Origin of the sequence: Heyndrickxia ginsengihumi (assembly GCF_011008565.1) — a bacterium.
GTDB classification, from domain to species: Bacteria; Bacillota; Bacilli; order Bacillales; family Bacillaceae_C; genus Weizmannia; species Weizmannia ginsengihumi.
Window position 1 is genome coordinate 240,756 of the sequence record NZ_JAAIWK010000002.1, and the last position, 12,700, is coordinate 253,455.

Consider the following 12,700-nt stretch of genomic DNA (forward strand, 5'->3'; position numbering starts at 1 on the left):
TCCCTCCTTGTCCTCTTTTATAGTATATGTAAAAAAAAAAGGGGGCAGACCCCTTTAGTATACTAAATCAATAAATTCTTCTTTATTTACGTTTCCAAAGTAGTGTTTAATATCAATCGTTTCAAGTGCTTTTACAATGCTTGCACGTTCATATCTGCAGCCAATTAATTTTCTTTCAATATCATTAATATCACCAATACCGAAAAAATCACCAAATATTTTACAGTTTTCAATAATTCCTTTATTAACCTCTAAACGAATATCAATACTTCCAACAGGGAAACGATGAGAATGTTGTAAATTAAATTTAGGAGATTTTCCATAATTCCATTCCCATGATTGATAACGTTCTTTAGATAATTGATGAATATTCTCCCAATCCTTTTCCGTTAGTTTATATTCTGGAATATCTTTATTGGCAAAAATATTTTCTAGTAGTAATTGTCTAAACTCTTCCATCGTCAACGGTTCTTTTAAAAATTCAGTAATATTTGCAACACGGCTGCGCACAGATTTAATCCCTTTTGATTGAATTTTATCTTTTTTAACTTTTAAAGCCTTTGCAACTTTATCTAACTCTGAATTTAATAGCAATGTTCCATGGCTGAACATTCTCCCATTTGTTGAGAATTGGGCATTACCTGAAATTTTTTGCTCTCCTACTTGAATGTCATTCCTCCCGCTTAATTCAGCTTGCACACCAAGCTTGTGCAAAGCTTGAATAACAGGCTCTGTAAATTTCATAAAATTGCTGAAGCTCTCACCATCATCTTTTGTGATAAAACTAAAATTAATATTCCCTAAGTCATGGTATACAGCCCCGCCACCTGACAGTCTTCTTACAACGATAACACCATTTTCATCAACATATTCCGTATTAATTTCTTCAATTGTATTCTGATTTCTTCCAATAATAATAGAAGGCTGATTTATATAAAAAAGTAAATAAGTCTCATTAATATCTAAATGTTTTAACGCATATTCTTCTATCGCTAAATTAATTCTTGGATCTGTAATTCCTTTATTATCAATAAATAACATTGTTGCCCCTCCTTGTTTAATGAATAATCGCTTTATGTAAAAAGATCATTTTCATTGCTATGAAACCTTCATTTAATTATAAGACAGTTAATATTGATGAGCAATCATATGTAATTTTGTAAACTGTTTTATCACATTGTTACTATGACCCCCGCCATTCCTTTTACTATTTTATTTGTTACATCTAATGACAACTTCCTTTTCTTTTTCTATCGATCTTATAAAATGAAAGCACAGCAAGTGACCTCATATGCAGACGAAAATACCATGAAGGAGTGGAAAAGTATGGCGGACATTAAAGTAGCAACTGTATCAATGCAAGTAGAGTTCGATAAACAAGCAAATTTAAACAAGTATTTAACATTCATAGAGCAGGCCGCATTACAACATGTTGATCTAATTGTGTTTCCTGAACAATCTCTCCAAGGCTACTTAAAAAATTTATTTTCGTTGGATATGAAGAATGTACAACACCAACATGACCAAGCCGAGACAGTCGAAAATGGAACTTCCGTAAGAACATTGATAGAGGCTGCTTCCCGCTATAATATGCACATTATTTTCGGGATGACTGAAAGAGATGATGAACGTCCTGATATTCTTTATAATTCCGCTGTTCTCCTCGGACCAAGCGGTCATATCGGTACTTACAGAAAAGTGCATCAACCTGGAGACGAAGTCCATGTATACTATCCAGGAGATTCATTCCCAGTTTTTGAAACTTCTCTTGGAAAAATTGGTCTACTTATTTGCTACGATAAAATGTTTCCCGAAAGTACAAGAGAGCTTGCTTTAAAGGGAGCGGAGATATTAGTTATGCCGACTGCATGGCCACTTTCTGAAGTTGGTGCTGATCCTACGCTCGATCCTATGGGACAATACTATGATTTACTTGATTCAGTGCGGGCCTTCGAAAATCAGTGCTGGTTTATCTCATCAGATATGTGCGGCATTCATGGTGATCATGATTTTTATGGTCATAGCAGAATTGTGTCGCCTATTGGAGAAACATTAGCCGAATGTGGTTATGAAGAAGGAATGACTATAGCCGAAATTGATGTAAAAAAAGGAATTGTATCTGCAAGAAGTTGCGACCTATTAGGATTAAATTTATTAAAAGACCGCCGTCCTGAGAAATATGCTGTATTACAAGAAGGAGCAATACGTAAACGAACGAAAAAGCCGGTGCCCCAAACCATTCAATTAGAACACCAAGTTTAATTAATGATTGTAGACAATTAAACTCATAGTTTCAGTTTAAGAAAGGTAAAAAAGGTGAGAGTGCGCTCATTCTAAATCTCCTTTTATGCCAAATAAATTCTAAAAAAATCTCTAAATTTAAGTACGATTAAAGTCAAGTAACCATTTTAATTACCATTTTAGATTAAAGCGAAATCATCGTTCATGTTTAAAATCTTATAACAAAAACTGTAGACAAGCCTCTATTTTAAGAAAAGGTTGTCTACAGTTTATTGCATTAATGCTTATATTGCACATATACTACGTGTGTTTGTAAATATTCTTCTAACCCATGTTTTCCATCTGCTCCGCCGATTCCTGATTTCCTCCAGCCAGCATGGAACCCTTGAATCGCTTCAAAGCTTTCCCGATTCACATACGTTTCACCAAATTTCAACTCATTACTTGCCCGCATCATCGTATCTACATTTTGTGTAAAAATAGCTGATGTTAAACCGTACTCACAATCATTTGATAACTCAATCGCTTCATTCAATGTTTCGAAAGTTGCAATTGGCAACACAGGCCCAAAGATTTCCTGACGCATAATTTCCATCGTATTATCGACATTGACAAGAACTGTTGGCTCGTAGAAATATCCCTTTTCTCTGTTTGCAGGTTTCCCTCCTGTTAACACTTTTGCTCCATTAGCGACAGCTTTTTTAACCATTCGATCGACATTTTCTAATGCATCTTTACTGGCAAGCGGTCCCATATCAATATCTTTCTCCACTAGCGGATCTCCATAGCGAACTTCTGACATTGCTTTTGTAATTTTTTCAATAAATTCGTCAGCAACAGATTCTTGTACGTAAACCCGTTCTGTACAATTACATACTTGCCCAGAATTAATAACCCGTGAATCAACAACAGATTTTACTGCTAAATCAATATCTGCATCATCCATTATAATAGTTGGTGCTTTTCCACCTAATTCTAACGATACTTTCGTAATATTATCAGCCGCAGCTCTCATGACAGCAGCACCGGCATTGTAACTGCCTGTTAAGCTAACCATTCCTACTTTTGGATTGCGTGAAAGCTCATCTCCAAGACTGCTACCACTGCCAGTCACAATGTTAATAACACCTTTTGGCAAACCAACTTTATCAAGAATTTTCGCAAATTCTAGAGCGTTATTTGGTGAAACACCGCTTGGCTTAACAACGATTGTATTACCGGTAATAAGAGCTGGAGCAGCCTTTCTAGCAATTAAGAAAAATGGAAAGTTCCAAGGCAAAATACCTGCAATTACACCGATAGGAGCTTTATAGACAAAAATATTTTCATTTGGACGATCACTTGGTACGATTTCCCCTTCGTAGCGACGTGCCCAACCAGCCATATAATCAATATAGTCTGCTGTAAAGTTTACTTCCGTTTCAGAAAGAGCAAGTGTTTTTCCTACTTCTTCCGAAATAGTTCGAGCAAGTAAATCGGCATTTTCACGAATCTCTTTTGATATTTTCAATAAATATTTAGCTCTTTCCGAAGATGGCAACTTTCCCCATTTCTTTTGCGCACGTTCAGAAGAATCTATGGCACGTCTTACATCTTTTACAGTTGCTTTTGGGACTTCTGAAATAACTTCTTCGGTTGCTGGATTGATCACTTTTGATATTTCCCCTGAACTTGAATCAACAAACTCCCCATCAATATACATTTGATATGATTTTGTAATCGTTTTCATCATTCACAATCCCTTCCTAGAAATCTCTATTTCTACTTATATTTTAGTTTTGAAATATTTGTTTGTCAACAAATAAACCAATATTATATGTTGTTTTATTTATTATTTATGTTGTATTTTTTGGTTTTTTTATTAATTTCAACATTTACAATTTTTTCAATCTCGTATGATATACAATCTTAGCGTATTCTTGCGATTCTCTTTAAAAAAACGTTTTCTTTGAAGATAAAACGTTCTCTTTGCTCATTTGTTCACATTGTTTCGCTTTTTCTTTTGTAAATCAATGAACTATAATGGATTTAGTTTTAGATAACAAAATGCATCTGAGCCAATCTGCTAGATTTTAAATATTTAAATTAAAGGGAAATACCACACCAAATGTCATCAGGTGATCGGATGATATTTGGTGAAATTATAAAGCATCGAGGGATTAACATGAAAAAAACAATTTTATATATTCTATTTTCGGCTATATTTTTTAGTACAATGGAGATCGTCATTAAGTTCATGTCAAGTGAATTCAATTCCATTCAATTAAATCTTTTACGTTTCTTTATCGGGGCCATTATTTTAGCACCTTTAGCCCTTCGCCATATGAAGGCAAAAACATTTAAATTCACAAAAGAAAGTTTACTATTTTTCATCCTAACTGGTTTTCTATGTGTCGTCATTAGTATGACATTTTATCAATTAGCAATTGTTTTTACGAAAGCATCGACAGTTGCTATTTTATTTAGTTGTAATCCCCTTTTTGTTATACCGCTCGCCCACTTTTTCTTAAAGGAATCCTTTTCTAAACTTACATTTTTGGCATTATTCATTAGCTTTATCGGTATTGTAAGTATCATTAATCCATTTGAAGCATCAAACCCTATTGGCATTATTTTTGCACTTGTTTCAGCAATTACTTTTGCATTGTACGGTGTCATCGGGAAAAAAGGAAGTCAGCAATATAAATGTGATGGTGTCATTTTAACATGCTTTAGTTTTCTTACTGGTAGTATAGAAATTCTTGTATTAATTCTTGTTTCTAAAATTAGTTTCGTTTCAAGCTGGCTTACGCAAATTGGATTAAGCATGTTTGCGGATGTGTCGATCTTTCACGGAATTACATGGAACTCATTGCCAAGCTTGCTATATATAGGTGTTTTTGTTACAGGATTAGGATTCACTTTATACTTTTTAGCAATGGATGAAACTTCAGCTACAACAGCGTCAATAGTATTTTTTATTAAACCTGCGTTAGCACCAATTTTGGCGTTTTTCTTCCTTCATGAGGCAATTACTGTAAATGTGGTAATTGGAATATTATGTATTATGCTTGGTTCATATTTGACATTGCGTGTCAGCAAAAAAGATAGGCAACATCAAGTGCAGCATGCAGCTGTGCAATTTAACCGTGGTAAAAAACAAGAGGCAGGGACAAAAGTATATTAGTGAAAGAAAACCCACATATTGCGTTCAAACCCCGCTTTGGAAATATACTTCACTTTCCGCGGATCGGCTGATGAGCCTCCCGCAGAAGTCTACGTATATTTCCGGAGCTGATTTGAGCAATCATCGTCTTTCGCTAACCACTTTTAAGTTTATCCCGGCCTCTATTTTAAAGCTACATATTAGTTTCTTCTGCTTTCATATTGACATTTTGTATATTCATATGATCATTTTTTCCATTATTAAATCCAAACCGTTCCTCTTCAATCTCTTGTAATGTTTTCCCTTTTGTATTAGGGGCAAGGGCAATCCCAATTATACATTGGATAACTAAGAAGACAATCATGACAATTCCTGCCACTTTAAATCCTAATGTGTCCATTATTGTTGGTAAAATAAAGGACCATATCGCAATTCCAAAACGCACTAAGAAGTAGATAAAGCCTTGTGCACCTGCGCGATATTTTGTTGGGAATAACTCACTCCCCCATAATCCATAAAAAGCTTGAGCACCAAATCCTGCTGCACTTCCCCAAAGGATAACAAACGCAAATAGCGAGAACCAATTCATACCTGTATAAGTTAAAATTAGCCAAGCTGCAATGCCCATAATCGCTCCTATTCCAAATAGAAGACGACGACTAAACTTATCTCCCAATTTCATAAAGACAAGATAGGTCGTTAGCACGGTTAATCCCCATAGAAATGCTTGAAGTAAATTTGCCTGTTCTCCAGTGAGCCCGCCAACATTTTGATAAATATATGGCATAAAATAGCCCATTGCACCAGCTGTCAAATTCCAGAAAAGATAAATACCAATTAATAGAAAAAGTGCTTGTCGATTTACCTTTAAACTGAATAGATCTTTTAAAGTACTTGAAGTCTTTTTCGTATTTCTTTCTTTTTCAGCCTGCTTTTTCCCCTCTTTCCAAATAGTAGATTCAGATAACCCTTGGCGAATGTACCAAGTAATAAAAGCAATGACTAAAAGATGAAGAAATATGATACGGCTGCCTAATAAACCTAAAGGTGTCAGTAAAACAGCAAGTAAAAATGTGATCATTGGACCAGTTGACCACGCTAATTGTGCTGTTCCAACATGGGCTGCCCTTTTAGAATGCGGTGCTTCTTCAGCAATATAAGTCCAAGAGGCTGGTACACCTGCACCAACTGCAACACCGGTAATGATCGTACCGATTAAAAGCATTGAGAAATTAAATGATACTGCAATGAGCAAAACGCCAAGCATATAGAAGAGTAAATCATATGCATATATGAATTTTCGCCCATATTTATCACATAGATAACCACCGAATAATGCTCCAATTGCTGCGCCAAAGGCATTTGCACTCAGCGCACTTAAAAGTCCCACGGTCAAACTATTCAAATGAAGATATGCTTGCCACATTGTAAGGCTGCTTGCCGCTGCAATAATAGATCCTGCCTCAATATAATTGGCCATTGCAACGGATATTGTTGCCTTCCAGCCTGTAGTACTTTTACTTCCTATTTTTGCCATTATTTCCCCCACCCATCCGTATTTATTAGAAACTCAATGTTATCGCTTTCATTTATTTACTGATCAATTCCCACTCATTTCACATGAGTGGGAATTACTTAGACAAGATGAAAAACTTCTTCGAGATCAATGGAAACCGGACTTGAATCTTCATTCGTTTCCATTAAAGGCTCCATATATGACCACCATTTTTTACAAATTTCAGTTGCAGCAATTTGTTCATACATGGCTTCATCTTCAACTTCTAAATAAGCAAATAATCTACCAGTTTCTTTATCTAGGAAAATAGAATAGTTATGTGCCCCATGATCCTTTAATGCTTTTGCCATTTCAGGCCATAGCTCATCATGTCGCCGCTTATACTCTTCATAATGGTCTTTGTAAAGAAACATAATGCTTGCCTTTCTGATCAATTTCATTCACCTCTTTATAGACCCAATTCCAAAATACCCGGTCTAGGAACTACTCCGAAAGCCTCTGCCAAATCTTGCAGTTCATGATCTGATATCGTTTGTTTAACACCACCTTGTGCACAAACGATCGTATATACTTGCGCAGCCTTTTCTGCTGTTTCAATTAGTCCAAATGTTTCATCCATTGTTGTTCCTGCTCCAAATATTCCGTGATGAGGCCATAAAACTAAACGGACATCCTTCATTTTTTCTGCTGTAGCACGCCCAATTGCATCAGTTCCGGGCACCATCCATGGAATAATCCCCAACCCTTCTGGGAATACAACAATACATTCTGTACACATTTGCCATAATGTCTTCGAAAAATTCTTTTCATCTAAAGAGTGAGTAAATGTCATGCCAATTAAGTGTGTTGCGTGACAGTGCATAATTACTCGATGGTCTGGATCAACTTGAAGTCTTTGAATATGTCCCATGAAATGGGAAGGTAGTTCACTTGTTGGGCTACCTCCGTCTTTAAATCCCCATAAAACTTCAACTGATTTTCCATCATTCGCCACTTTTATAATGCCGAGATTCTCTTCAGGATCATCAATCACATTTTTAAAATATTTTCCTGATCCTGTAACAATAAAGTACTTCCCTGCCAACGCAGAAGCATCAAACTGCATAGGGATTGTGCGAATGACACGATTCACATTTAAAAAAGGAATCAATTCTTCTTCTTTTAATAAATAACTAATGTTACCGCCATTTCTTTCATCCCATCCTAAACGGTATAAATTTGCGGTTGTATTCATCATTTCTTGAACAAAATTTGCCGATAAAATATCTAATTGGACAACCATTTTATTCACCTATTTTCAATTAAAGATTTTTGATTCTTATTTCTTTCCTTCAAAATGTTTTGTTCATAATCACGTACTTCATGTAGCCATTCTTCTCGAACAGGAACGCCATTTAAAGCACAGTAATAATCCCAAATTGCTCCAAAAGGATACGTTTTAAATTCTTCACGCAATGCTAATCTTGCTGTGAAATCTCCTTTTAATTCAAGCTCTCTTAATTGTTCTGATGGTTCTAAATATGCTTTAAGTAGTGCCTTAATCATATTGCGCATGCCGATAACCCAAGCGGCTATGCGATTAATGCTAGCATCAAAGAAATCGAGCCCGATATATGTTTTCTTAAGAAGATCATTAACAACTAATTCACGGGCAATTTCTTGCAATTCATCATCTAATAAAATGACATGGTCACTATCCCAGCGAACTGGACGGCTAACATGGAGTAAAATCCCTTTATTAAATAATGAAATTGCCGATAGTTTATTAGAAACCACTTCTGTCGGATGGAAATGTCCAGCGTCTAAACATAATAATTTATTACGGGTAAGTGCATAGCCCATGTAGAATTCATGTGAACCAACCACATAACTTTCTGAACCAATTCCAAATAATTTACTCTCAACTGCGTCTAAATTATATTTTTGATCTATTTCTTCCTTAAACACTTCATCCAAAGCTTCTTCAAGTCGTTTTCTTGGTGTCAATCGATCTACAGGAGTATCTTTGTAACCATCTGGGATCCAGACATTTGTTACACAAGGCTGACCTAATTCTTTTCCAAAATATTCCCCGACTTTTCTAGCACGTTTACAATGTTCAATCCAGAAATTACGAATCTCTTTATTCGGATGACTTAATGTGAAACCATCTTCTGAATTTGGATGTGAGAAACAAGTCGGATTAAAATCGAGTCCAATCCCTTGCTCTTTTGCCCATTCAACCCATTTTGTATAATGATGTGGTTCAATTTGATCCAAATCTATTTTTTCTTCTGTATCAGCATAAATGGCATGCAAGTTTAATTTGTGTTTGCCCGGAATTAGAGAATACGCTTTCTCTAAATCTTGGCGAAGTTCTTCTGGTGTCCGCGCAGCGCCTGGATAATTCCCCGTTACTGAAATGCCGCCTGTTAATTCCTGTTCTTGATTTAAAAATCCGCGAACATCATCGCCTTGCCAACAATGCATTGAAATATTAATTTCCTTTAATTTTTCTAATATCTTATCAGTATCAATACCATGCTTAGCATATATTTCCTTTGCAGCATCATAAGCTTGTTGAACTTGTGGTGTAATCACTATTGACTACCTCCTTATATTGATTAATTATCGCCATCCGATTGATTGCTTCTGGCTGATAAACATGAATTTGAAATGAATGACGAATAAGGTTTCTGGCTGCAAATAAATCAGTTACTTCCTCTGTCGTAATCATTTGCATCATTACATTTCCAATAGCTGTTGCTTCCGACGGTCCAGCAAGAACCGTTCTCCCGCTTAAATTTGCTGTCAACTGATTAAGCCATTCATTATTAGAACCGCCTCCGACAATATGCAGCCGTTCAATCTTTTTGCCTGTAATTTTTTCAAGTTCGTCAATCGCAATCGCATAGATAATGGCTAAATTATTATAAATACAATTTGCTAATTCTCCCGGCGAAATTGGTATTTCTTGGTTTGTAGATCGACAATAGCTTTGAATCTCTTCGATCATATTGTCCGGATTGAGAAAACGTTCATCATTAAAATTTACAAATTGCTTAAAGGCATTTACCTTTTTCGCCTCTTCCACTAACTGCGGAAAAGTATAGTTAATTGGTAAGATGCGCCTCACTTCTTGAATAAGCCACATGCCCATAATATTTTTTAAAAAGCGAACCGTTTTAAAGGCTCCCCACTCATTTGTATAATTTCCTTGCAATGCTTCATCTTTTACAATAGGTTCATTATTTTCAATACCAAGAAGCGACCAAGTACCGCTGCTTAAGTATGCCCAATCATTTCCAACGCCTGGTGTGCCGACTATTGCGGATGCTGTATCATGACTTGCAACCGCAATGACTTGAACATCTGGCAAATCATAAGATGGAAACCATTCCTTTTTTAATGTTCCAAGCTTTGTACCCGGTTCTACTAATCTTGCAAACTGCTCTTTTTTTACAGAAATAAGCGCTAATAAATCGCTATCAAACTGATGCTCATGAATATTTAGTAATTGTGTAGTAGATCCATTTGTTTCTTCGGTTACGGCCACACCAGTCAAGCAGTAACCTAAGTAATCAGGAATCATTAAAATGGTATTAGCAGCAGATAACAATTTTTGATCTTCTTCGTAAAGTTGATAAATTGTATTAAATGGTTGGAATTGGATACCTGTTTTTTGATAAATTTCTTTTTTGGATCTTTGTTTTGTTATGATGTTGATTGTATTCATTGTCCTGTCATCTCGATATGAAACGGCTTCTCGCAAACGCTTTCCATTTTCGTCAACTAAAACATAATCAACTGCCCATGTATCTATCCCTAATACACATTGCTCATAACCCATTGATTTTATCTTTTGCAAGCCTAATAATATTTGATTTAATAAATGGTCAAGATCCCAATAACAAGTACCCTCTTCATTTGTAAAACCATTAGCAAAACGACTTACTTCTTTTATCTGCAATTTCCCGTTTTTAATTTCACCTAAAATAAGTCGTCCACTAGAAGCACCGATATCAACGGCAACATATTGCATCGGCTCCACACCCCTTTGGATCTTGATAAACATCTCTTTTTCTTTAAATATATAATAATCTAAAAACAAATAAAAATCAACATAAAACAAAATAAAATCACAAAATACTATTTGTTTTTTTTATTGTTTATATTTTGTTTTGCTGTATTGTTTATTGAATTAGTAGTCATCCTCTTTAGAAATCGAACAATGCCCACACATACTTAATAAATAATAAACCAAAAAAATTTTAAAAATAATTACTAATTGTATAATTTTTTTATGGACGGTTAACATAAACTAAACTATGTTCCTAAATCGTACGAATCATGCCATTCATAAAAAAGATGCTAAAATTATATGATAGTACGACATTTTACATATTCACGGAAAGAAGGGATCACAATGGAAGACCTCGGTCTTTTAATTATTCGTTTAGTTATTGGCCTTACTTTTGTCGGTCATGGCGCTCAAAAGTTATTTGGCTGGTTTGGGGGCACAGGGGTATCAAAAACAGGTGAATGGTTAGAATCGATTGGTATAAAGCCCGGTGGGAAAATTTGGGCAATATGCGCAGGGATATTTGAACTAGTTGGTGGATTATTATTTACCACAGGTGTTCTTACATGGCTTGGCTCAAGTCTAATTGTCATTATTATGATTGATGCCATTATTACTGTACATGGAAGAAATGGTTTTTGGCTTACAAATGGCGGTTATGAATATAACCTCGTTCTTATAGCAATTACAGTTGGGGTTGCTCTTACCGGACCAGGTCGTTATTCATTGTTTTATCAGCCATTTTGACAAATGAGTGGACGAACATCGGATGTACAAGCTTATTATGTTTTACCACACCCCCCTCAGAACTAAGGGGGTTTTTATTATTCCTTCCAAATCCCTTTTATTTATTCTTTCTTTTTTTGATTGTTACTTACTTCTTTTCTGTTTCCAAATTTTTTGGTAAAATTTTAATAAATCTTGATAGAAATCTGATTCAAATGAGACGAGGTCTATACAATGTTAGCTTTTGAGCGCCGTGAAAAAATCTTAAATATCCTCTATAAAGAAAAAAAAGTACATGTTGGGAACTTAGCAACTGAATTTAATGTAACCGAAGAGACTATTCGTCGTGACTTAGAAAAACTTGAAAAGGATGGAATTGTTACAAGAACTTACGGTGGAGCCGTATTAAATCTACATACAAATGAAGATTTACCATATCAAACAAGGAATACTGCCAATATTGATGAGAAACGATATATTGCCAGTAAAATTGATTCGTTAGTTTTAGACGGAAATACTTTAATGGCAGATGCCAGTTCTACTGTTTTTGAGGCATTAAAGGAATTAAGCTCAACAAAGGAAGGCCTTACCGTACTAACAAATTCGGTTACTGCCTTAAGCGAGTTTACGCAAACGAAAATGAATATTATTTCGACCGGTGGACTTTTGAGAAAACGTTCAGGATCATTAGTTGGATCCATTGCTGAAAATACTGTTCAGAACTATAATGTCGATGCAGCAATTATAAGTTGCAAAGGTATTTCGCTAACACATGGAATTACAGAATCCAATGAAAATGAAAGTGAATTAAAAAAGCAAATGATCCAGCAGGCAAGCAAAGTCATATTACTAGTAGATCATACGAAGTTTAATAAAATTGCTTTTATTAAGTTCATTGATATGTCTAAAGTTGACTTTCTTGTTACAGATAAGAAGCCAAGTGAAGAATGGTTGGCCTACTTAGAGCAAAATAATATTGAAGTTATCTTTTAATATAGGCAGTTTTTGTTCA

At 35.2% G+C, this 12,700-nt stretch carries 11 protein-coding genes; 4 read left to right on the forward strand and 7 right to left on the reverse strand.

Translation table 11 applies throughout. The features are described from left to right. Nucleotides 1–54 precede the first annotated feature (54 nt). On the reverse strand, nucleotides 55–1,041 hold the full coding sequence (lplA, locus tag G4D61_RS02655) for a lipoate--protein ligase (RefSeq protein ID WP_025727537.1): 987 nt from the start codon (nucleotides 1,039–1,041) through the stop codon (nucleotides 55–57). A gap of 285 nt (nucleotides 1,042–1,326) precedes the next feature. On the opposite strand from lplA, the gene G4D61_RS02660 reads away from it, so the two are divergent. Further along, entirely contained in the window at nucleotides 1,327–2,262 is a 936-nt protein-coding gene (locus G4D61_RS02660) for a carbon-nitrogen hydrolase family protein (RefSeq protein WP_163173132.1), read from the forward strand. Between the two features lie 256 nt (nucleotides 2,263–2,518). Here the strand turns inward: G4D61_RS02660 and aldA are convergent, their stop codons facing one another. After that, a complete protein-coding gene (gene aldA, locus G4D61_RS02665) occupies nucleotides 2,519–3,970 on the reverse strand; it encodes an aldehyde dehydrogenase (protein WP_035353972.1) in 1,452 nt (483 codons plus the stop codon). Between the two features lie 435 nt (nucleotides 3,971–4,405). On the opposite strand from aldA, the gene G4D61_RS02670 reads away from it, so the two are divergent. After that, a complete protein-coding gene (locus G4D61_RS02670; protein WP_163173133.1) occupies nucleotides 4,406–5,407 on the forward strand; it encodes a DMT family transporter in 1,002 nt (333 codons plus the stop codon). A 172-nt stretch (nucleotides 5,408–5,579) separates the two neighbouring features. Here G4D61_RS02670 and G4D61_RS02675 read toward each other — a convergent pair whose 3' ends face one another. The 5 genes from G4D61_RS02675 to rhaB all read right to left on the reverse strand — a co-directional run bounded on the left by G4D61_RS02675 (nucleotide 5,580) and on the right by rhaB (nucleotide 10,923). Then, complete coding sequence (locus G4D61_RS02675) at nucleotides 5,580–6,923, reverse strand: MFS transporter (protein ID WP_163173135.1); 1,344 nt, start codon at nucleotides 6,921–6,923, stop codon at nucleotides 5,580–5,582. A 98-nt stretch (nucleotides 6,924–7,021) separates the two neighbouring features. Continuing rightward, on the reverse strand, nucleotides 7,022–7,336 hold the full coding sequence (gene rhaM / locus G4D61_RS02680; RefSeq protein ID WP_025727542.1) for an L-rhamnose mutarotase: 315 nt from the start codon (nucleotides 7,334–7,336) through the stop codon (nucleotides 7,022–7,024). Between the two features lie 14 nt (nucleotides 7,337–7,350). Beyond that, nucleotides 7,351–8,184 carry a rhamnulose-1-phosphate aldolase gene (gene rhaD / locus G4D61_RS02685; protein ID WP_035353940.1) on the reverse strand — a complete coding sequence of 278 codons (834 nt, stop codon included), beginning with the start codon at nucleotides 8,182–8,184 and terminating at the stop codon, nucleotides 7,351–7,353. A gap of 5 nt (nucleotides 8,185–8,189) precedes the next feature. Then, nucleotides 8,190–9,482 carry an L-rhamnose isomerase gene (rhaA, locus tag G4D61_RS02690; RefSeq protein ID WP_025727544.1) on the reverse strand — a complete coding sequence of 431 codons (1,293 nt, stop codon included), beginning with the start codon at nucleotides 9,480–9,482 and terminating at the stop codon, nucleotides 8,190–8,192. Then, on the reverse strand, nucleotides 9,451–10,923 hold the full coding sequence (rhaB, locus tag G4D61_RS02695; protein WP_035353937.1) for a rhamnulokinase: 1,473 nt from the start codon (nucleotides 10,921–10,923) through the stop codon (nucleotides 9,451–9,453). Before rhaB ends, rhaA begins: the two co-directional genes overlap by 32 nt. 384 nt (nucleotides 10,924–11,307) lie before the next feature. Between rhaB and G4D61_RS02700 the strand changes: the two genes are divergently transcribed. Both G4D61_RS02700 and G4D61_RS02705 read left to right on the forward strand, forming a co-directional pair. Further along, nucleotides 11,308–11,709 (forward strand): DoxX family protein, encoded by a 402-nt coding sequence (locus tag G4D61_RS02700; protein WP_025727546.1) that lies wholly within the window; start codon nucleotides 11,308–11,310, stop codon nucleotides 11,707–11,709. Between the two features lie 213 nt (nucleotides 11,710–11,922). After that, nucleotides 11,923–12,681 (forward strand): DeoR/GlpR family DNA-binding transcription regulator, encoded by a 759-nt coding sequence (locus G4D61_RS02705; RefSeq protein WP_025727547.1) that lies wholly within the window; start codon nucleotides 11,923–11,925, stop codon nucleotides 12,679–12,681. The last annotated feature ends 19 nt before the right edge of the window (nucleotides 12,682–12,700 follow it).